The organism is Paenirhizobium naphthalenivorans, from assembly GCF_007992095.1.
Lineage (GTDB): Bacteria > Pseudomonadota > Alphaproteobacteria > Rhizobiales > Rhizobiaceae > Allorhizobium > Allorhizobium naphthalenivorans.
The window spans coordinates 13302-34364 of record NZ_BJZP01000029.1; the positions used below are offsets into that span (position 1 = coordinate 13302).

Annotated in this window: 17 protein-coding genes; 14 read left to right on the top strand and 3 right to left on the bottom strand. The window is 59.8% G+C overall.

Annotated features, from left to right (window positions below; genetic code table 11):
- The first annotated feature begins 13 nt into the window (after nt 1-13).
- The 9 genes from RNA01_RS19945 (at nt 14) to RNA01_RS24345 (ending at nt 10401) form a co-directional block, all read left to right on the top strand.
- Nucleotides 14-967 carry a PDR/VanB family oxidoreductase gene (locus tag RNA01_RS19945; RefSeq protein ID WP_147181917.1) on the top strand — a complete coding sequence of 318 codons (954 nt, stop codon included), beginning with the start codon at nt 14-16 and terminating at the stop codon, nt 965-967.
- A gap of 199 nt (nt 968-1166) precedes the next feature.
- A complete protein-coding gene (locus tag RNA01_RS19950) occupies nt 1167-1889 on the top strand; it encodes a FadR/GntR family transcriptional regulator (protein WP_147181918.1) in 723 nt (240 codons plus the stop codon).
- A 343-nt stretch (nt 1890-2232) separates the two neighbouring features.
- Nucleotides 2233-3276 (top strand): nitroreductase family protein, encoded by a 1044-nt coding sequence (locus RNA01_RS19955; RefSeq protein WP_147181919.1) that lies wholly within the window; start codon nt 2233-2235, stop codon nt 3274-3276.
- Nucleotides 3277-3375: 99 nt separating this feature from the next.
- Nucleotides 3376-5013 carry a GMC family oxidoreductase gene (locus tag RNA01_RS19960; RefSeq protein ID WP_147181920.1) on the top strand — a complete coding sequence of 546 codons (1638 nt, stop codon included), beginning with the start codon at nt 3376-3378 and terminating at the stop codon, nt 5011-5013.
- A gap of 54 nt (nt 5014-5067) precedes the next feature.
- Nucleotides 5068-6558 (top strand): aldehyde dehydrogenase family protein, encoded by a 1491-nt coding sequence (locus RNA01_RS19965; protein WP_147181921.1) that lies wholly within the window; start codon nt 5068-5070, stop codon nt 6556-6558.
- A gap of 75 nt (nt 6559-6633) precedes the next feature.
- Nucleotides 6634-7674 (top strand): TRAP transporter substrate-binding protein DctP, encoded by a 1041-nt coding sequence (dctP, locus tag RNA01_RS19970; RefSeq protein WP_170253574.1) that lies wholly within the window; start codon nt 6634-6636, stop codon nt 7672-7674.
- Between the two features lie 61 nt (nt 7675-7735).
- Nucleotides 7736-8218, top strand: a complete 483-nt coding sequence (locus RNA01_RS19975) for a TRAP transporter small permease (protein ID WP_147181923.1) — start codon at nt 7736-7738, stop codon at nt 8216-8218.
- Nucleotides 8219-8222: 4 nt separating this feature from the next.
- Nucleotides 8223-9530 carry a TRAP transporter large permease gene (locus RNA01_RS19980; RefSeq protein WP_147181924.1) on the top strand — a complete coding sequence of 436 codons (1308 nt, stop codon included), beginning with the start codon at nt 8223-8225 and terminating at the stop codon, nt 9528-9530.
- A gap of 124 nt (nt 9531-9654) precedes the next feature.
- A complete protein-coding gene (locus tag RNA01_RS24345) occupies nt 9655-10401 on the top strand; it encodes a FadR/GntR family transcriptional regulator (RefSeq protein ID WP_170253576.1) in 747 nt (248 codons plus the stop codon).
- 26 nt (nt 10402-10427) lie between these two features.
- Here the strand turns inward: RNA01_RS24345 and RNA01_RS19990 are convergent, their stop codons facing one another.
- The gene (locus RNA01_RS19990; RefSeq protein ID WP_147181926.1) at nt 10428-11798 is read right to left on the bottom strand and encodes a hypothetical protein; all 1371 of its coding nucleotides are present in this window, start codon (nt 11796-11798) and stop codon (nt 10428-10430) included.
- Nucleotides 11799-11931: 133 nt separating this feature from the next.
- On the opposite strand from RNA01_RS19990, the gene RNA01_RS19995 reads away from it, so the two are divergent.
- The 4 genes from RNA01_RS19995 (at nt 11932) to RNA01_RS20010 (ending at nt 15880) form a co-directional block, all read left to right on the top strand.
- Nucleotides 11932-12654, top strand: a complete 723-nt coding sequence (locus RNA01_RS19995; protein ID WP_147181927.1) for a FadR/GntR family transcriptional regulator — start codon at nt 11932-11934, stop codon at nt 12652-12654.
- Between the two features lie 111 nt (nt 12655-12765).
- Nucleotides 12766-13920, top strand: a complete 1155-nt coding sequence (locus tag RNA01_RS20000) for an acyl-CoA dehydrogenase family protein (protein WP_235916800.1) — start codon at nt 12766-12768, stop codon at nt 13918-13920.
- Between the two features lie 13 nt (nt 13921-13933).
- On the top strand, nt 13934-15046 hold the full coding sequence (locus RNA01_RS20005; RefSeq protein WP_147181928.1) for a CaiB/BaiF CoA transferase family protein: 1113 nt from the start codon (nt 13934-13936) through the stop codon (nt 15044-15046).
- A 129-nt stretch (nt 15047-15175) separates the two neighbouring features.
- Entirely contained in the window at nt 15176-15880 is a 705-nt protein-coding gene (locus RNA01_RS20010; protein ID WP_147181929.1) for a MerR family transcriptional regulator, read from the top strand.
- Between the two features lie 55 nt (nt 15881-15935).
- Here RNA01_RS20010 and RNA01_RS20015 read toward each other — a convergent pair whose 3' ends face one another.
- Together RNA01_RS20015 and RNA01_RS20020 are read right to left on the bottom strand one after the other, a co-directional pair.
- Nucleotides 15936-17180: an NAD(P)/FAD-dependent oxidoreductase gene (locus tag RNA01_RS20015; RefSeq protein ID WP_147181930.1), complete on the bottom strand. Its 1245-nt coding sequence runs from the start codon at nt 17178-17180 to the stop codon at nt 15936-15938.
- Between the two features lie 74 nt (nt 17181-17254).
- Nucleotides 17255-18550 (bottom strand): cytochrome P450, encoded by a 1296-nt coding sequence (locus tag RNA01_RS20020; protein ID WP_170253578.1) that lies wholly within the window; start codon nt 18548-18550, stop codon nt 17255-17257.
- Between the two features lie 995 nt (nt 18551-19545).
- Between RNA01_RS20020 and RNA01_RS20025 the strand changes: the two genes are divergently transcribed.
- Nucleotides 19546-21033, top strand: coding sequence for an aldehyde dehydrogenase family protein (locus tag RNA01_RS20025; RefSeq protein ID WP_210245788.1), 1488 nt, complete (start codon nt 19546-19548; stop codon nt 21031-21033).
- Nucleotides 21034-21063: the final 30 nt, after the last annotated feature.

Consider the following 21063-nt stretch of genomic DNA (forward strand, 5'->3'; position numbering starts at 1 on the left):
AAGGGAGGAAGCCATGTCCGAAAAGGAAATCCCCGTCAGGGTGCGCCAGATCCGTTACGAGGCGAATACCATTGTTTCAGTGGAGGTTTCGCCGCTCGACGGCACTGTGCTGCCGTCTTTCGGACCCGGCGCGCACATAGATCTCATTCTCAGTGGCTCGCTGCGACGCAGCTATTCGCTCTACAAACCCTATACGGACGGCAAGACCTATTCGGTCGCGGTGCACAGGGACCCGGAAAGCCGAGGCGGATCGCTTTATGTTCACGATACGCTAAGGGTGGGCGACAAGCTGAAGATCTCCGCGCCCAAGAACAACTTCCCGCTGCGCGAAGATGCCGAGCAGTCCGTATTCATCGCCGGCGGCATCGGTATCACGCCGATGCTCTGCATGTTGACGCGTCTCAGCGAACTTGGCCGGCGCTGGACGCTGCACTATGCAGCGCGCAGCCGCAGCGCCGCCGCCTTCCTCGACGAGATTGCAGTCATCGCTGACAAAGGCGAGGTCGTCTGCCATTTCGACGACGAGAAGGGCGGCGCCCGCATGAACCTGGACGCGATCTTCACCGCGACTCCGACGGCGCATTTCTACTGCTGCGGTCCTGAGCCTATGCTGGCCGCCTACGAGAAGGCCGGTCAGGCGATACCGCGCGAGCAGTTGCATGTGGAATATTTCTCGGCACGGGAGGAAGCCGCCCGCGAAGGCGGATACGAGGTCGAACTGCACCGCTCCGGCATGGTGCTCGAAGTGCCGGCGGGCAAGTCGATCCTCGACATTCTGATCGCCAACAACGTCTCTGTCCCCTTCGCTTGCAATGACGGGGTATGTGGCACCTGCGAAACACGGGTTCTGAGCGGACGTCCAGACCATCGCGATTCGATCCTGACCGATGAGGAGCGAGCCGCCTGTAACACGATGATGGTGTGCTGCTCGGGCTCGAAATCCGCGCGTCTAGTCCTCGATATCTGAGGTTTCTTCCCGTGGCGCATTTCGCCCTGCGGCTTGAGGCGAGGCGGTAGGTGTCCGCGGGACCGTTCGGTGATATATGGTCGCGGCTTCAGTGATTGTCCTTTAATCCTGGTACGCGGGTCGAACCGGCCGAAATGACTGTTCGCTTTTGCCGGAATTGCGACGCTGGAAGGTAGGCAAGATCGTGTCAGGCGGTAACATGGGTTCAGGCAAGGCGTCTTTTAAACCGGTCGGTACGCAGAAACCGTTCGAACTCGTTTGCGAGCGCGTCAGGGAGAAATTGCTGAAAGGCGAATTGAAGCCGGGCGATCGTCTTCCCCATGAGCGTGAGCTGGCCGAACAATTATGCGTCAGCCGTCAAGTCGTGCGCGAAGCCTTGCGAAGTCTCGAAATCGCCGGTGTCGTGACGCTTGGCAGGGGCGTGGACGGAGCCTCCATATTGCCGGGGGAGGCGAGCCGGCTGGCTCAAGCTCTGGGTGATCTGATCACGCTCAATTCCATCTCGGTGAAAGACCTGTACGAGGCGCGCATCCTGATCCTCGAACTGGTGCTCGACCAGATCGGGCGGATCGCCCGCCGTCCGGATGTCTCGAATCTGGAGGCTCTCGTGTCGGAGACCCGTGCGGCTTGCCGCACCGGAGACATGAAGCGCCGTAGGGAATGCGGATACCGTTTTTACCATGAATTGGCCGCCATGACCGGCAATACGGCGCTTGTTTTTACCGTCGATGCGCAAACGGAACTGATCCAGGGCTTCATGCGCTATCGGGTGGCCGACATGCCGGAACAGGTTCTCCTGACCTCGCGCGAGATTTTCGTCCGCCTGCTCAAGGAGGGCGAGATCGAAGCGGCGAAGATCGAGATTCGCGCGCATCTGAGCCGTGTGCATGCCTGCCTTCGGACCCTGCCCTCGCGGGATTGAGGCGGAACGATACCGTTCACGACGGTTTCCATTGGTGACGAAAAGACATCGGTCCGCAACCGATCGTGGGCTTCTCGTTTGCGCTTTCCACGCCTTCGTCTTGCAGATGACGGCTTTGAAGCTGTCGAGTCCCACGACGCGGTTCGAGTATCTGCGGATAGGATCGCCGATGGTTTTTACGAACCAATTGCGGTTTAGAGCGTCCGGGGGGGTGCGAGAGAGGAGTGGTAGATTTGGCGTGGAGGTGCTTTGCGGAAGGTCTCCAACAAAAAACGCCACGACGTCTTGTTAATGGTTCTACCATTTGCCATTTTACGGACGGAGTGAGCGAGAGGATATTTCAATGACGATTGGCATGGTGAAGCCTGCAGCCGCGGTCGAGGCTGGTCGCAAGGTGAAAGCGGAAACGCGCGGTTCTCAGGGTGTCAGGCGATTTGGTGCGGCGCTGCGGCTGGCTTCGAACCTGGCCTATGATGGATTCCGCTATTGGCGAAATGCCTATCTTCTGGAGGCAAGTCGATCTCGGCAGCGCGCCGCGCGGATGATGGCCGACGCGCACTTTCTCGAATATGGCATGTCACTTTCCAACGCAAAGACCGGGTTAGGACGCGCCCGCGCCGAACGCCTCGCATCGGATATGGAACTGCATCTGCGTGAAAGCGGGCCGGATTCTGCAAGCGCGATCGCGCGGAAGACGCTGGAAAGCTATCTGATGTTCAATGCTGTCGATAACAGTGGCCTGAAGGATCTGCAGGCCGTTCTTACCCGGCACCCCGCCGCGGCCCGGCATGATGTTGCCGCGGGTGTGGAGACGGTGAGCGCCGCCGAAATCCATGCGAAATCCGCCATCGACTTCCTTGGTTTCGTGCGCTCGCGTCACTCCATCCGCAGCTTCAAGCCGGGACCGCAGCCGGTCGAAGAGCTGAAGCGCGCCGTTATCGCGGCACAGGAAACGCCGTCGAGCTGCAATCGCCAGTCCTGTCATGTTTTCGCCTATACTGATCCGGCTCTGCTCGAACGTGTCCGCAAGATGCAGGCGGGCAACCGGACTTTCGGACACCAACTGGCCGGCATTCTCATCGTCACCAGCAATCTGAATGCCTGGGAAACGGTGGGTGAACGCTACCAGGGCTGGGTGGATGGCGGTTTGTTCGCGATGACGCTAGCCTATGCCCTGCACGCCGAAGGGCTCGGCACCTGCATGTTGAACTGGTCCGTCGAGAAGGAGCAAGATAGGGCACTCAGGCGCCTGACGGGTCTCGACGACAGTCAGCTTGTCATCACGATGATGGGGTTCGGCTGGCTGCCGGAAACGCTCGATGTCTGCGTTTCCCAACGGCTTCCGCTTTCGGAAACACTGACATTGAACCCTCCGCTCACTGGTTGATGCTAGGTGGACATAAGATTGATATTGACAGGGGTCAAGAGCACTGCATTTAATGGTCCGGCCATTTAAAGAATGGCCACTGGGAGGAGTGGGAGGAAAATGTCTGAATTGACGTTCGATTATATTGTGATCGGCGCGGGCTCCGCCGGCTGCGTCATCGCAAACCGGCTGTCGGCAGATCCGTCAGTTCGTGTGGCTCTGGTCGAGGCTGGCGAGTCCTACACGCGCTTTCCGCTCAATCTGAAGGTCAAGCTGCCGTTCGGGAATATCTTTCTGCTCCCGGATGCACGCTATAATTGGAACGACGAGTTCATTGCGTCAGACGCCAATCCCGACCGGCGCATTCCCTGCCCGCGCGGCAGGATCGTTGGTGGCTGCTCTGCCGTGAACGGGACCGTCTACATGCGCGGCCATGCCTCCGACTACGATGAATGGCAAGCGCAGGGCAATGAAGGCTGGAGCTATGAAGATGTCCTGCCGGCCTTCAAGGCCCACGAGAACTGGAAGCTCGACGTCAACGGGGAGTTCCATGGGCGCGGGGGTGAACTGAACGTTGCCACGGTGCCGTCGCCGAATGCGATTTCCGCCGCTCTGATCGATGGCGGCCGGGAAACCGGCCATGAGGCGACCCGCGATTTCAACGGTCCTTCGCAGGACGGTTTCGGACTCTTTTCCGTCAACCAGCGCAATGGCATGCGCATGAGCAGCGCGGAGGCTTTTTTGCGTCCGGCAAAGGGGCGGCGAAATCTCACTCTTCTCGATGGAGCGCTGGTCGAACGCATCAATGTCGAAAACGGTCGCGCGACCGGCATCACAGTGGTTCGTCAAGGCAAACGCCAGACGATCCGCGCGGCGCAGGAAATCGTGCTTTCCGCCGGGACAATCAATTCGCCCCACCTTTTAATGCTGTCGGGAATCGGGCCTGCGTCGGAATTGAACCGGCATGGCATCGAGGTGGTTGCCGACCTTCCCGGCGTTGGGCGGAACCTTCAGGACCATCCGGCCGTTGGCGTGGCGGTCGAGGACACTTCCGGCCACACGCTGGCGCTTTCCTGGAAGACGTTGCCCAAGCTGACGGCCCAAGCCCTGCGATACATCCTGACTCGCAAGGGCGTGTTCGCCTCCAATGTCGCGGAAGTCGGCGGTTTTCTGCGCAGCCGCCCCGGTCTAAACCGCCCGGATGTGCAGGTCACCTTTCTCATGGGCCTGAAGACCGCCGCAGCGCTCATTCCGAGGCAGCACGGTTTCGTCGCGCTCGTCAACATCTGTCGGCCGGAGAGCCGCGGCCGGCTGGAACTGCGCTCGGCGTCGCCGCTCGACCGCCCGAAACTGACAGCCAATTTCCTCGACAACCAGAACGATGTCGACACTCTGGTGCGCGGCATTCGCGAGGTACGCCGGGTCATCCGCAGCACCGCGATGAAACCTTATGCCGGCAAGGAACTGCTGCCGGGCGATCAGGTCACAGGCGACGCCGATCTTGAGGCCTATGTGCGGTCCACCGTGGCCACCGTCTATCATCCCGTCGGCACCTGCAAAATGGGTCCTGCCAGCGACCCGATGGCGGTCGTTGATCCGCAATTGCGCGTCAGGGGCATTGCCGGGCTCAGGGTGGCCGACGCTTCGATCATGCCGAGCATCGTCGCGGGCAATACCTCCGCGCCGGCAATGATGATCGGCGAACGCGCCGCCGCCTTTATTCTGGGCGAACGCAAGATTGATCGTCGCGCAGCCTGAACGACATCGGTCCTTACGACATTTCGGAGCGAAGCGCTCACAAGGGAGAGTAACATGGGAATTCACGATCAGCGTCTCATCGAGACGATTGCGTCCTTGCAGGACAAGCCCGCCAAGCTGCTGATCGACGGCCAATGGGTCGACGCGCTGTCCGGCGAGACCTTCGCAACCTACACGCCAGCAACCGGCCAGCCTATCCGTCAGGTCGCCAAGGGGGGCGCCGCCGATATCGATCTGGCAGTCACTGCCGCGCGCCGCGCTCTGGAGGACGGACCCTGGGCCCGATTCTCGCCGTTCGACCGGCAGGCGGTGCTGTTGAAGCTAGCCGATTTGGTCGAAAGCAACTGGGATCAGATCTCACTCATCGACACGGTCAATATGGGCAACCCGATCACGCGCACCGCGGCTGCCAAGCGCCGCGCCGTCGGGCTGCTGCGCTACTATGCTGGTCTGGCCACCGCCATTCATGGCCACACGATCTCGACCTCCCAACCGGGCGATCCTCTGGCCTATACGCTACGCGAGCCGGTCGGCGTCGTCGGCGCCATCAATCCATGGAATGGCCCGATCGGCATGGCGATCTGGAAGATCGCGCCGGCGCTGGCGGCGGGTTGTACGGTGATTCTGAAACCCGCCGAGCAGGCACCGCTTTCGCCGATCTTTCTCGGCCAGCTCTGCCTCGATGCCGGCGTTCCGCCGGGCGTCGTGAACGTCGTCGCGGGGCTGGGCGATGCCGGCGCGGCACTTGCTGCCCATCCCGGCGTCGACAAGGTGGCCTTCACCGGTTCGACCGGCGTCGGCCAGCGCATCATCCAGGCGTCCGCCGGCAATGTGAAGCGCGTTAGCCTGGAACTCGGTGGCAAATCGCCCAATATCGTCTTCGCCGATGCCGACCTTGACAAGGCGGTGCCGGCGGCGGCCATGGCGGTGTTCACCAATTCAGGCCAGATCTGCTCGGCTGGCACGCGGCTTTTCGTGGAGGACAATATCTATGACGAATTCATCGAAAGGGTCGCAGACTTTACGCGCTCTTTGAAGGTTGGCGATCCGCTCGATCCGGAAACGCAGCTTGGCCCCGTCGTCTCGCTCGAACAGATGGAGCGCATCGTCGGTTACATCGACGCGGGCCGCGCTCAGGGTGCCACGGTCACGGTCGGAGGCGGGCGCATTTCCGACGCCGGTCTGGAGAACGGCTATTTCTTGCAGCCCACCGTTTTCAGCGGTGTGGAGGATGACATGAAGATCGCCCGCGAGGAGATTTTCGGTCCGGTCATCTCGGCGCTGCGGTTCAGCGACATCGATGACGTGCTGCGCCGTGCGAATGACACGACTTTCGGCCTCGGTAGCGGTGTCTGGACCCGCGACATCACCAAGGCGAACTACATGTCGCGCCGTCTGAAGGCGGGAAGCGTCTGGGTCAACTGCTATCAGATCATGGACCCGGCGGTTCCCTTCGGCGGCTACAAGATGAGCGGCTACGGTCGCGAGTCCGGTCTGGAGCACATCGAGGAGTTCCTGAACACCAAGGCGGTCTGGATCGCCTGACAAGGAAAATGCAACGGCATGGAGGAATGCCGGCGCATTTCCAATTCTGAATTCATTCTCATTCTGGAGGAGAAAATGGGAAGGCATGTATTCAAGGTGGCGCTGTGCGCCGCCATCGTGGGCCTGTGTGCAATTGCGGGCGGACCTTCCATGGCTGCGGAGGAAAAGGTGAAACTTTCCGTTTCGCTTTTCACCCCGCCGTCGAGCGATCTCAACAAGCAGATGCGCAAGATCAACGAGGCGCTGGATAAGGAAACCGGGGGGCGTCTGAATCTCGAATTGTACGAGGCCTCCCAGATGGGACCGGCACCCCGCCAGTTCGACCTCGCGCGCACCGGCGTCTCCGACATCGCAGTTGCTCTGCTGGGCCTCACGCCGGGCCGTTTTCCCTTGATGGAGATGCTGGATATTGCCGGTGTCGCCGACAGCGGTACGGGTCTTGACATCGTGGCGCCGGTGTCGGCCGCCGCACTCGAGTTGAGCGACCGCTATCTGCAACGCGAACTCAATGGCGTGAAGCTGCTGAACGTCACCATTCTGCCGAACCCTGTCCTTCTCACCACCAGGGAGATCATGGGACTGGATGAGATCAAAAACAAGCGCATCCGTTATCCCGGACCTGCCTACGCCAAAATGCTGGAGTCCGTGCATTCCGTGCCGACCTTCATCGCGTCGACGGAAATGGGCGAGGCCCTCTCGCGCGGGACGATCGACGGCGCATTGACCGGTTATGCGGGCATCGTGTCGTTCAAGTTGCTGGACAGTGCCCGCTATCTGCTGGAACTCGCCTCCGGCGGAATGACCTTCGTGGTCGTCATGAACCCGGCCGCATACGAAAAGCTGCCCGACGATCTCAAGTCCGCCTTCGACAAGCACTTCGGTGCGCAGGGACAGCGGGAGTGGGGGCGCGTGCTCGCTCGCGGTGAACTCGAATCCCGTGACGAACTCGTGCAAAAGGGACTGGTGATCAAGAGCCTCAGTCCGCAGGACGCGGAGGCCTTCGCGCAGATCTCGAAAAAGCTGCAGAGCGACGCCGCCGATGCGCTGGACGCAAAGGGCATGAACGGAACCGAGTTCCTGAAATCCCTGGCCGAAGTCTCGAAACGATACCACTGACGAAGATCGCGTCTGGATTTCGGACGGCGTCGTCCCGCAGCTTCCACACAAGGGCACCTCTATGCGGTTTCTCGAAAGGATCAACCACATCATGATGATCGGTGCCGCCTTGGCATTGATCATCATCATCTGCGCTACACTTCTCGACATCGTCTTCGACATCGCCACGCAAAGGCCGATCAACGGCGTCTACGATGTTGTTGAAGCCTGTCTCGCTTTCGTCATTTTCCTTGCCCTCCCGTCGATTTTCCAGAGAGAGGAAAATATCCGGATAGATCTGATCGACTATTTCCTTCCCCCTCCGCTCCTGAAGGCGCTGATTCTTTTCACGCGTCTCGTAACATTGGGTTTCGTCGTTCTCACGTTCATTTCCATGCTCAATCCATTCCTCGATGCGTGGAATTTCGGTGACACGAAATACGAAACGGGCATTCCGATCTGGGTCATATGGATACCGATCCTGATGGGGGCGGCGGGCGCGACGTTGAGCGTGCTCGCCACCATTTTCCGACCTTCCGCAAACTCAGTCATCTTCAAGGAATAACCTAATGAGCGTACAGGTTATCGGTCAGGTCGGCATGCTGGCTCTGATATTCTTCGTCTTCATTCGCATACCGGTCGCCGTGGCCATGGGGCTGGTCGGCTTCGGCGGCTATTCGCTCATCAACGGTGTCGATCGCGCCTTGCAGGTTGCCGGTCAGGTTCCTTACGATATCGCGACGAACTACACCCTGTCCCAGCTTCCCCTTTTTGTGTTGATGGGGGACCTGGCCGTCCGGTCCGGCATGTCGGGACGGCTCTATAGCACCGCGCAAGACATTTTTGCGGGTTTGCGCGGCGCCCACGCCTACGCGACTCTCGGTGCAAGCGCAGGCTTCGGTGCGGTTTCCGGCTCCTCGGTTGCCACGGCGGCGACTATGACGCGCGTTGCCGTTCCGTCGATGCAAGAAGCAAAATACGACGACAGGCTTTCGGCAGGCTGCATCGCAGCAGGCGGTACGCTCGGAATTCTCATTCCGCCATCCATCGCACTGGTCATCTTCGCAATGATCGCCGAAGAATCCGTTCCCCGCCTTTATGCGGCGAGCCTGGTCCCCGGCATTCTCCTGTGTTTCCTCTATATTTTTATCGTCGCGATTATCGTCTGGATCGCGCCTCACTGGGCGCCCCAGACGAGCGACCGACCGAGATTCAGGGACCGCATACGTTCGCTGGGGCAGGTGTGGGAGATTGTCGTCCTCTTCGCAATGGTGATGGGCGGTCTTTACACTGGCCTGTTCACAGCCACCGAAGCGGCGGCAGTCGGTGCTTTCGGCGCCTGGCTGCTTGGGACGGTGACAGGCCGGCTGACGGTCGCGGACACGAAGGAAGCGATCTTTGCGACTATACGGACATCCGCCGTATTGTTCGCGATCCTCTATGCTTCCAATATTTTCGCATATTTCGTAGTTCTGGCGCAGTTGCCGCAGGGTCTCGTGAGTTGGGTCAACAGTATGGATCTGAGCCCGATCGCTCTCATGCTGCTGATCAGCGGCTTCTACATCATTCTGGGTTGCTTCCTCGAAGCGTTCGGCATGATCCTGATCACGGTTCCGATTCTTCTGCCTCTCATCCAGCAGGCCGGCTTCGATCCGGTCTGGTACGGTGTTTTTATCGCGATCATGATCGAGGTCAGCATGATTACCCCGCCTGTGGGGATGAACATCTTCGTCATGCAAGGACAAATGCCGGGGATTTCCCTGCCGCGGCTCTACCAGAGTGTCATGCCTTTCGTTATCGCGCCCATTCTTCTGACCGTCATGATCATCCTTGTGCCCGAGATCGCCACCTGGCTCCCGGCTGTATTGTTCGACTGACATCGGCGAGCTTCCGGTGCCGCAAATCGTCCGTCGTGCGCTGAAATTCCGTTTCAGTCGTTGCACGACGGATCGAAAGGAAGATACATAATGGTCTGATCAATTGAAGCCGAGAGAGAATCGCGTGTCAGACAAACAAGCCTTCAAGCCCGTTCGGACCAAGCGTGCTTTCGAAGAGATTTGCACTCAGATTCGCCACGAAATACAGTCGGGTTCATTGTCCGCCGGCGATAAGCTGCCGTCCGAGCGAGAACTCGCCGAGCAGTTCGAGGTGAGTCGATCCACCGTTCGCGAAGCGTTTCGCACTCTGGAGATGAGCGGCGTTCTGTCTTTGCAAAAGGGCATGTATGGCGGTGCGGTCGTCATGCAAGGCGATCCACAACCGATCACCCAGACCATGCAGGACCTGCTTTCTCTTGGTGGCCTGTCGCTCGAGGATTATACTGAAGCGAGGGTATGCCTCCAGCGCGAAATCATTCGCCTCGCCTGTGAACGGGGGACCGAAGAGGATTTCGACGCCATCAAGGCGAATATCGCGAGCCTTCGAGCCGCAGGCCCGAGGGTCAGCGGGGACGAACGAACCCGCATGACACAGGAATTCTACGATCTTCTCGCCAAGGCAACGAAAAATAGGGCTATGTCGGTGATCATGAGCGCGTTCACTGTGCCGCTGGGTTACTATCTTAAACAGATAGGGCCTGACCGAAGCTGGGATGTGGCAGCCTCGCGTGAGAAATTCCTCAAGCATCTGCGCAAGCGGGACGTGCCGGCGGCCGTGGCCGAAATGACCGACCACATGCAGCGGCTGCACGCCTATTTGCTGTCCAGAATGTCCGAAGCGGCCCACGCTTCTGATAAAACCGGCGCATAAGCCCCATTGGCTGTGCACATAGCCGTTCAGGGCCAGATTTCCAGAAAGATCACCATCGCGACGATCAGGACGGCAAGGCAGAAGGCTCCGTTCCAGCGCAAACCGACCGTTGATTGCGGTTTGCGTGTGACGGAGCTTGCAATGGCGAGCGTCGATGTGGCGGGTGAAACCACCAACGCTAGAGCCCAGCCGACAAGCACTGACAGCACAAGAAGCGGTTCTGAAATCGCCAGTCCGGCCGAGACCACGGCCTTGACGCTGATGGTGGAGGCAATCATCGGATTGAGTCCGGCGAGCGACGACGCCAGAACGAGCAGGCAGATGGCGACCGCCAGCAGACCGCCATCAAGCCCTAGGCCGAGCGCAAGTTGACTGACCGCGTCATGCGGAATCATCGCGGCAATCAGCAGGCCGAGGTAGCCTGCGGAGGCTATGATCGTGATCTCGTTCGAAGCGCCGGGCAGCGCGCGCACCGTCTTGTCGAGCAGTTCCCCCAGGGCCTGGTACGGCGCCCGTTCGGCCGATCTGACCGCAAGCTGCCAGCCTACCGCGAAGAGGGGAACGATGACGAGGATGGCGCCGCGCAGGGGCAGGCCGAAAATGGTCTCGATCAGCGCCGCGCCACCGCTGATGACCGCGAGGATCGCCAGCAATCCGACGAGGCTCCAGCCCTCGCCGGATGCCTCCGCCTTCCGGGCAACCGGTGGCGGCGGGCTCTGGAGGCGATCCACCAGCCAGCCGATGGCGATGAACACCACACTCGCCGCCAGACCATAGGGCGCGAATTCGGTCCAGGTCAGGGTCGGCATCAGGGTCAAGAGTAGATTGAGGCCCAGCCCCAATGGAGACCAGAAGATATTCGCCCCGAACCCCCGCATCACGGCGATGGTGATGCGCCTGGTCTGGAGTGCAGCCACCTTGTCGTCCGGCCCTCGCGCCATCGGGCCGCGTAACGCGACATGCAGCAGGATGAGCAGGCCTCCGACATTCAGCAGCACGCCAAAAATTTGTCCGCCGATCGCCAGCAGGGCAAAACGGCGCGATGGCGGCTGATCGACGACGAAATGCCCCGCGCGTTTCACCATCTCCGCCTCCATGGCGACAACGCGCAGAGGCACCAGTACGCCGATCAGGACAGGAAGATAGATCGTTTGCCGCACGACCTGGATGAAGCCGGATGCGGTCCCTCCCAGCATGACGTAAAGGGCGGAGGTCAGGATCGCTGCGCCCAGCATCATCCGCGCAGCAAAGCCCGTCCGCCGCAGGCAGATCGCGATATAGGCCGCGACCAGCGCAATCGCGACAATGGTCCAGTGCGGAGCGGTGGTCTCCATCGCGAACAGGACCGGGGCGATGGCGAGCATCAGGCACAGGGCGGCAAGACGGTCCAGCTTCATGGGAGGCACATGCTTTGAGAATGGTTAATGGTCCTACCATAAGGAATCCATCACGAATTACAATCCATTCACATTCTGGCAAGCCGGCGCCAGGGCTGCTATTCATGGTGCGATTGAAACGGAGAGTTTTCAGGTGCCCGAGACGAAGTCGAAGCGCGCTGCCGGATCGTTCAAGCCGGTGCATTCGCCAAGAGCGTTCGAATTGGTCTGTGCGAGCGTGCGCGAAAAGCTTCTTTACGGCGAGCTCAAGCCAGGTGACAAGCTGCCACCTGAACGCGACTTGGCGCTTCAGCTGAACGTAAGCCGAAACGTCGTGCGGGAAGCTTTGCGAAGCCTTGAGATTGCCGGCATCGTGGCGCTTCGAAAAGGCATCAAGGGCGGGGCCTTCGTTCAGGAGGGTGAAGCGAGCCGAATCACGCAAGCCCTGAGCGACCTGATCATTCTAAATGCGCTTTCGCCGAAGGATCTGTTCGAAGCCCGCATTATGATCCTGGAGATGATTATTGACCATCTTTTCAAGGGGGGAAGTACGCTCGATCTCTCGCCGCTCCAACTCGTCGTGGAGGACACGAGGGCGGCGACTTTGTCCGGTGACATTGCCCGCCGCATCGAATGTGCCCGCCGATTCTATCACGAACTCGCAGCGCTTGTCGGTAACAGGGCGCTGATCCTGACTGTTGATTCCCAGACCGAGGTCATACAGACTTTCCTGCGCTACCGCGTTGCGGACATGTCGGCGGATACGCTGATGAAATCGCGCGACGCGTTCATGGAGTTCATGCGCAAAGGCGATGCAGAAGCTGCCAAGACCGAATTGCGTGCTCATTTAACTCGCGTCCATACCAGCCTCTGGTAGGTTCTTTAATCAGGGCGGTTTCGGCTTCACGTCACTTTCGTGCATGCCGCCGGTTGACCAAAATTAAAAAGGTACTACCATTTATCCATTCAATAGAATGGGAGTGAGACCGTGACCGATAACCGTGACAATACCGACGAGCTTGAGATGTTTCGCGAAGAGGTCCGCAAGCTTGCGGAAAAGGAATTCGCGCCGATTGCCCAAAAGATCGATCAAGACGACGAGATGCCTGATCACGTCATTCCGCTGCTCAGCGATTTCGGCCTGATGCAAATTCAGGTTCCGGAGGCCTATGGTGGTCCGGGCGGCAACTTGACGATGACCTGCATTGCGAAAGAGGAGGTCGCCCGCAAGTCATTTTCGGTTTCGCATCTGGTCGGCGCTTCCGATTTCGCGATGGTCTTGCCCCTACGCCATTTCGGCACTGAGGACCAGCGACAGAAGTACCTGCCGCGTATTGCCCAGGGCGGCATATGCTCCGCCGTCGCTATGACGGAGCCGCATACGGGCTCTGACGTCTCGGGTATCAAGACCACTGCCCGTCGCGATGGGGATGAATGGGTGATCAAGGGTCAGAAGACCTATATCACCAAGGGCGACAAGGCAGAGTTCATCATGGTCTATGCTCGCACCTCCGAGGGTAAGGGCGGCAACGGTATCTCCACATTCGTTGTAGAACGTGGCGCGCCTGGCCTGACCATCGGCAAGAGCCCCAAGAAGATGGGTCTGCGGGGCATCAAGAGCGTCGACCTGTTCTTCGACGAATTGCGTGTGCCAGCGGATGCGTTGGTCGGCGAGGAAGGCAAAGGCTTCAAGAACGCCATGACCTGCCTGAACTACAATCGTCCGACGGTTGCCGCCTCCGCGCTCGGTGTGGCACAAGGCGCGCTCGATATGGCGTTGGCCTACGCCAAGGAGCGCAACCAGTTCGGCCGGCCGATCGGGGAGTTTCAGGCAGTGGCCTTCATGCTGGCGGATATGCAGATCCAGATCGAAGCGGCCCGTGCGCTGCTTTACAAGGTGACAGACATGGCCGATCGGGGTGACACCGCGCGGTTGGCCGAAATGGCGTCGATCGTCAAGACGTTTGCCGCCGATACCGCGATGAAGGTGACGACGGACGCGGTGCAGGTTTTTGGCGGCGCGGGCTATCTCGTTGAAACGGGCGTCGAGCGCCTGATGCGCGATGCGAAGGTCACTCAGATCTACGAGGGAACCGGCCAGATTCAGCGGCTCGTCATCTCGCGCGCCATGATGGCGCGCTGAAAGGTTGCCGGCCATGCGTATCATCGATTTCACACTGGTCATGGCGGGGCCTTTCTGTACCCGCCTGTTCGCCGACATGGGCGCGGAGGTCATCAAGGTGGAGCCGCCAACCGGCGACGCAATGCGTGCCCGGCCGCCTCAGCAGGATGGACACAGCCGATACTTCGGGCATCTGAATTGCGGCAAGCGCAGCATTGCGCTCGATCTGAAAGCGCGGCGCGACCGAGAGATCGCCCTGAAGCTGATCGAAACGGCGGACGTGGTGGTGGAAAACTTTCGGCCCGGTGTCATGGAGCGGCTGGGCCTAGGCTATGAAACGCTCAAGTCTCTCAATCCGCGCCTGATCTTCTGCTCGATCTCCGGATACGGGCAGCGCGGTTCGGCGGCCGACAAGCCGGCTTATGCGCCGGTCATCCATGCTTCGAGCGGCTACGATCTGACGCTGAAGGGCTTCTCGCCGGAGGCCGGGCCTCCGACGCCAACCGGCATGTTCGTGGCTGACGCTATCGCCGGCGTCTATGCTTTCGGCGCGATCCAGGCCGCGCTCTATCAACGCGAGAAGACCGGGCAGGGGCAACAGATCGATGTGGCGCTGATGGATAGCATCATGTCCATGATGGTCTACGAGTGCCAGGAGGCCCAACTGCCGCAGGCACGCAAGCGGCATGTCTATGGCCCGCTGAAGGCAAAGGACGGATATGTCATCGCCGCGCCGCTCAGCCAGAAGAACTTTGACAGCTTGGTTGCCCTGCTCGACCACCCCGACTGGGCACGCGATGAGCGCTACACCTCTGCTGCGGGCCGCGAACGCAACTGGGGCGAGATTATGACCCACATCGAGGCATGGACTGTCGAACGCAGCGCCGCGGAGTGCGAGCGACTGATGGCCGAAGCGGATGTACCGGCAGCTCGATATCGTACCGTCGGAGAGGCGATGGCCGACCCGGCGCTCGTCGAGCGCGGGTTTCTGCAGACCGTCGAGGATGGCGGCGGCGCCTATCATGTCTTCGCCGCTCCCTTCAAGATGTCGGGATGGGATGTGCGGGCGAGCGCGCACGTACCGGAATTGAATGCTGATCTGCAAACCTATCTGGACGAACTGGCCATGACAGCGCGGAGCGCGTGATCCGCGCTGTCATGGCGTTCGGGGTGCGACGCCAGGCAGGTCTGAATGGACGGTCACCGAACGCCCGTTTCCCCGGAACAGCTTTGAAAGCACTGGAAAGCGAACCGGTTAGCAACTATAGAGAATCGCATGAAGATGCGCGATCTTGAGGTAGAAACTGGCGTCAGCCGGGAAACGATTCGTGTTTATTTCAGGCACGGGCTTCTTCCCGAACCTACACGTCCGAAACGCAATGTCGCCGATTATGACGAGAGCCATGTCGAGGCGATTAAGGCCGTGCGCGACCTCCAAAAACGCAATGGCATGACGCTTCAGCAGATCCGCGATTTCCTCAGTGGCAAGAGTTCGGAGCGACGGCTGGACGCCCGGGCGTTTCAAAATCTTGAGACACTCGTGGCAACACGAGTGAACTACGATAGCGCCGGCTATGTCGACATCGGCAATCTTGCCGCGGACAATCCGCACATCCAGACCGATGCCTGGGCCATGGCCCATCTGGACCTGATTACGCTTATCGAAGCCGAAGACGGGATGCTGGTCAGTTTCTCCGACGCGCGCATGTTGCAAATCTGGCAGCAGATGCGGGAGGCAGGTTTCGATGAAAAGAACGGTTTTTCCGCCGATATTCTGGCCTACTATCGCCACGCTGCGGAGTATGTCGCTGCGCATGAAGCGCATCTTTTCCGGCAGCGCGTCGAAGGACGAATCGATGAGAGGAAGGCCGCCGACATGCTGGAACAGGCACTGCCGTTGATGCTTGAGTTCTTTGGCCTCATTCGCCTCAAGCGGTTCCTCTCCAAGATACGCCCGAGCGAGGACGCAACCGCCGAATAGAGTGTGGCGCCGGAAACCCGGCGCCACGTCTGACGAACCGGGGAGGGCGCGGGCGTCAGACAGGTGTGCTGATAAGCAGTGTCTTCAGATCGAAGGAAGGATCCTTCAGTGCGGTCGGATCGAGCCGGATACCGGTGCCGACCAACCGCTTGGCCAGCATGAAGTCGCCGGGCATGTTGACGGCGTCGAGTGCCAGGAATACGCCGTTCTTCAGATACCAGACGGAGAACCTGCGGGCGGCATAATCGCCGCGCACGACTGCTTCATCGAAACCGTTAAGCAGGCCGGCAGTCTGCAGCTTGATGTCGTACTGATCGGACCAGAACCACGGCGCATCGACGGTCGGCGTCGGCTTGCCGCAAATGGCAGCCGCCGCGATCTTCGCCGTTTCGATGGCGTTGTGGACGCTTTCCAGCCGCCCCCGAAAGGCATATTGGGCGATGACGCGATTGGCGCAGTCGCCGATAGCGAAGATTGCCGGATCGGACGTGCGGGAGCAAGCATCGGTATTGATGCCGTTCTCGCAGAGAAGACCCGCCTGCTGCGCGAGTTCCTGGTTGGGAACGACGCCGATGCCGACCAGGGCGATATCCGCCGGAACGAGAGTGCCGTCCTCCAGTTCGACACCGGTCAGCCGGTCATCCACGCCGGTGAAGCGCTTGAAACGCGCACCGAGGCGGATATCGACCCCGGCGGCCGCGTGGACCTCCTGATAAAAGTCGGAAATGGCAGGGCTCGTGACGCGCTGCAAAACGCGATCCGCCGCTTCGAGAACGCAGACGTCAAGGCCGATTTGCCGGGCGACCGCCGCAGCTTCCAGCCCGATATAACCCGCGCCGATGACCACCAGCCGCTTGCCCTTGACGGCTTGCGGACGCAGGCTTTCGACATCGGCAAGGGTGCGCAGGATGGCGACGCCTTTGAGGTCGGCGCCTTCCGCAGCCAGCATGCGCGGACGCGCGCCGGTAGCGATGACCAGATAGCCGTAACGGAGGCGTTCGCCGTTATCCAGCGTCACAGTCTCCTTGTCACGATCGATGGCGACGGCCCGGTGGCCGAGCCTGAGATCGATGTCTTGGTCCGAATAGAAGGCCTCTGGTTTCACATAGAGCTTTTCTGCAGGGAGTTCGCCCTTGAAATAGGCCTTGGACAAAGGTGGACGCTGGTAAGGTGGCGCAGGCTCCTCGCCGATCATGGTGATCCGTCCCTGGTGTCCGAACTGGCGGAGCGCCGCAACGGCCGTACCGGCGGCTTGCCCGGCTCCGATCACGACGATGTCTCGAATGGCTGTGTTGGACATGTTGCCTCAATTTCTTGCAATAGATTCCTGTGCTTCGATGTGTGTCGGCGTGATGCCGCCACACATCGACTTGCTCAGGCGGCCAGCAGCTTGTAGCGGATCGGGACTTCCTTCGGTCCGCACACGAACTCCGAATGCGCCATACGGGCGGGAGCGGTCAGTTCGACGCTTTCAAGCCGGGGAATCAGCATCTCCCAGAAGATCCGCAGTTCGGTCCTCGCCAGGTTCGCGCCGACGCAGATATGTTCGCCAGCGCCAAACGTAATGTGGCGGTTCGGGCGGCGATCGACCTTGAACGTGAACGGATCGGGGAAAACGTCCTCGTCGAAGTTGGCGGACAAATAGGATACGTAAAGCTGATCGCCCTTCCGAATGGTCTGGCCGTTCATCTCATAATCCCTTCCAGCCGTTCGAATGAACTGCTGAACCGGCGATGTCCAGCGGATCGCTTCCTCGACAAATGAGGGGATGAGTTTTGGATCGGCCCGCAACTGCTGGAGAAGCTCGGGGTTTTCGGCGAGATGCCACATGGATGTTGCGGTGGTCGCGGCGGCAGAATCGTGCCCTGCCGACGAGAAAATCAGAAAGTAAGAAATCATGGTCCGGGGGTCCATCGGACAACCATGCTTCTCGCTGTTGGCGAGGATTGAGGCGATATCGTCACGCGGACAGGCGCGGCGATCGGCGATGATGCTCGAATAGAGTTTGCCGAACTCGGCGTTGACGAGATCCCAGGTCTTGACCACTTCCGTGGGGTCGGTCGGGTCGGCGCCAGGCCGCTGGAGATCCGGGTCGGCGAAATTGAAGAACCATTGCACGAGTTCGAGGATGCGAGGATGATCCTCGCGCGGTGCGCCGACGATATCCATCATCACCTCCAGCGGATAGCGGAAAGCGACTTCACTGGCGAACTCCATTTCGGGAGCCTTTTCGTCCATGACGCGGATCCAGCGTGCGGCGCTGTCCCTGATTTGGGCTTCCAGCCGCTTCAGTCCGTCAGGCGAGAACGAGGGGGCCGTGAGCGCGCGGTGACGCGCATGTTCCTCGCCGTCCATGTGAACGAGAGTCTTGAGGATGTTCTTCTGGCCACCCGTATACTGCTCGACCAACTGTTTGCCGCTCTGCGGCACGAGCGTCTTGGACTCGACGGCTGACAGAAAGACCTCATCGTTGCGCAGAACCTCCCGTACGTCGTTGAAACGGGAAACGATCCACATCGGATCGAAGCCGGGCACCGCGGATTTCGCCAAGGGATAGTCGCGGCGGATCGTGGCGAGGATCTCATGAACCTTGTCCCGCTTGCCGATACCGAACGTGGCCGGATTGAACAAGGGTGCGACAAGATCTGTCGGGATGGTTGCTGTAGTCACGTTGCCTCCAAGATATTCGTTAGCGGCCCGCAGTTGGCGGACACAGCGCTGGACGGATTAAGTGTTTGAGAAATGAGCCGCTTCACGCAGCCGGGGACGACTTCGAACTTCCAGCATCCAAAACGCCTGAAATCTTGGACATCATCTCTCCTCCCATGGATGCGCTGAGCCTCCAACCCATTTTACGCATCAAACATACGCAAAATAGGCAGGCTTATAACGCAATGTCAACGGCGCTGTTGCCTGGATGTCGAGCGTCTCGCTACTTTCATGTATGCCAGTCCCTCTTGAATGGCGAAGAGCAGTTTATTCAACTAACTGTTATTATGGCCTAATTTTAATAGCCATCAAACTGTGAGCGGTTTCCCGGTCGCGATCGTAGATCTGCGCCTATTTTTCTGGACGTAATGCTGAACATTCGCCAAGCAAAAAAATCGGACCATTAATAGGACGGCGGTTTAAAGTCGCAGACCTTTCGTTCAGTAGCGCGCGGTCGCGAGAATGGGTCCGTATCGGAAAAATCATCTATTCTACAACGATTTTTCCCATGATAACTGTGGTTTCTTGGAAAATTCAGGCATTTATCCATCCGGCCGCTATTTTTCCGTTTGGGCATGAGAAATCGGGAAAACGATTTTTGCGTTAAATGCGAACGCAAAACTATTTGACAGGTGTGAATTCTGCGATTAGCGTAACTCCATCGCCCAACATGGGGCGTCCGCGGTCCGGGGTATCAGGCGTTTAGGAGAGCGCCTCCGGATTGGCATTTTTGTGGAATCTGGGAGGGTTTCAATGATCTGTCTATTGAACGCAGTTCGCTCATCCTGGCGGTTGGGTGCTCCGGATGTGATCATGCGTCGTCCCTGACGAGCGCTGCGCCAAGACATCACATACTACTAATCGTCCGTCAGTGATCGGGGCTGCATCGAGTGGGATGCCGGCGTTTTCGCTCGCCCTGATGACGGTCCCTGCAATTCAAGATCCGTGGAACGTCCATGAACGCAATCACCGAAGTACTGCGCCTTCCGCGCGCCGAAATGCTGATCAATGGCCGGTGGCAAAAGGCGGAATCTGGTGAAGCCATCGCTGTCGAAGATCCCGCGAACGGCCAGCAAATTTCAGAAATCGCAGCTGGCGGAAAGGCGGATGTCGACCGCGCCGTCGCCGCCGCGCGGGGTGCTTTCGAAGGGCCGAGCTGGAGCCGGATGCGGCCAATCGACCGCTCCCGCCTTCTCGAAAACATCGCCCGCACCATCGAGGATCACGCGCAGGAGTTGGCGCTCATCGAAAGTCATGACAATGGCAAGGCTGTTGCTCACGCTATGATGATCGATGTGCCGGCCGCCGTCGATGTATTCCGTTACATGAGCGGCTGGTGCACCAAGCTTACAGGAAAGACCCTGCCGGTATCCGGTGACGGTCGTGCCTATCATGCCTATACCCGGCTTGAACCCATCGGTGTCGTCGGGGCCATTGTTCCGTGGAACTATCCGCTCTCGATGGCGGCGTGGAAGCTCGCCATGGCGCTCGCCGCCGGTTGCACCGTGGTTATCAAGCCATCCGAACTGACCTCTCTCTCCACCTTGCGGCTTGTGGAACTGATGCACGACGCCGGCTTGCCGGACGGCGTGGTCAACATCGTCACCGGCTATGGTCATGTTGCCGGGCAGGCGATGGCGGAGCACGAGGGGATCGACAAGATCGCCTTTACCGGTTCGACCGCGACCGGCAAAAAGATCGCCATCGCCGCGCTCGGCAACATGAAGCGCGTCAGCCTCGAGCTCGGCGGCAAGTCGCCCTCGATTATCTGCGCCGATGCGGATCTCGCTCAGGCCATTCCCGGCGCCGCACTCGCATGCTTCTTCAATTCGGGGCAGATCTGTTTCGCCGCCACCCGTCTTTATGTCCATCGGTCGGTCTATGAGCCGGTCGTAGCCGGTCTGGCGCAGGTCGCCGAATCCTTCAAGGTCGGCAACGGCCGCGATCCCCAGACGATGATCGGGCCGCTCGTTTCCAAAGCTCAGCAGGAGCGCGTGCTCGGCTTTATCGAAGCGGGCAAGGCGGAAGGCGCCAAGCTCATCACCGGCGGGCAGGCCGCGGGCGACGAGGGCTATTTCGTCAAGCCGACCATCTTCGGCGACACGCGTCCGGACATGACGATCGTGCGCGATGAAATCTTCGGGCCGGTTCTCTCCGTCTCGGCCTTCGATGACATGGATGATGTGGTCCGGCAAGCCAATTCCTCGGTCTACGGCCTTGCTGCGAACATTTGGACCCGAGATCTACGCATCGCCCACACAACCGCCGCGAAGCTGCATGCGGGTTCCGTCTGGATCAATTGCCACGGTGTCGTCGACCCGGCGATGCCTTTCGGCGGCTTCAAGCAATCCGGCTGGGGGCGTGAGGTCTCGGAGGAGGGCGTCAGCCTCTACACCGAAACGAAATCCGTCTGTGCCGCGCTCGAAGACGCGCACTTCGGCTGAGAAACAGCTTTAATTCCACGGGAGAAGACA

Coding starts and splice junctions, on each gene's coding strand:
- RNA01_RS20010 (WP_147181929.1), top strand. CDS start 15,176: ATGAAGATGCGCGATCTTGAGGTAGAAACTGGCGTCAGCCGGGAAACG.
- RNA01_RS19980 (WP_147181924.1), top strand. CDS start 8,223: ATGAGCGTACAGGTTATCGGTCAGGTCGGCATGCTGGCTCTGATATTC.
- RNA01_RS19945 (WP_147181917.1), top strand. CDS start 14: ATGTCCGAAAAGGAAATCCCCGTCAGGGTGCGCCAGATCCGTTACGAG.
- RNA01_RS19950 (WP_147181918.1), top strand. CDS start 1,167: ATGGGTTCAGGCAAGGCGTCTTTTAAACCGGTCGGTACGCAGAAACCG.
- RNA01_RS20025 (WP_210245788.1), top strand. CDS start 19,546: ATGAACGCAATCACCGAAGTACTGCGCCTTCCGCGCGCCGAAATGCTG.
- RNA01_RS19960 (WP_147181920.1), top strand. CDS start 3,376: ATGTCTGAATTGACGTTCGATTATATTGTGATCGGCGCGGGCTCCGCC.
- RNA01_RS19955 (WP_147181919.1), top strand. CDS start 2,233: ATGACGATTGGCATGGTGAAGCCTGCAGCCGCGGTCGAGGCTGGTCGC.
- RNA01_RS19975 (WP_147181923.1), top strand. CDS start 7,736: ATGCGGTTTCTCGAAAGGATCAACCACATCATGATGATCGGTGCCGCC.
- RNA01_RS20015 (WP_147181930.1), bottom strand. CDS start 17,180: ATGTCCAACACAGCCATTCGAGACATCGTCGTGATCGGAGCCGGGCAA.
- RNA01_RS19965 (WP_147181921.1), top strand. CDS start 5,068: ATGGGAATTCACGATCAGCGTCTCATCGAGACGATTGCGTCCTTGCAG.
- dctP (WP_170253574.1), top strand. CDS start 6,634: ATGGGAAGGCATGTATTCAAGGTGGCGCTGTGCGCCGCCATCGTGGGC.
- RNA01_RS20005 (WP_147181928.1), top strand. CDS start 13,934: ATGCGTATCATCGATTTCACACTGGTCATGGCGGGGCCTTTCTGTACC.
- RNA01_RS19990 (WP_147181926.1), bottom strand. CDS start 11,798: ATGAAGCTGGACCGTCTTGCCGCCCTGTGCCTGATGCTCGCCATCGCC.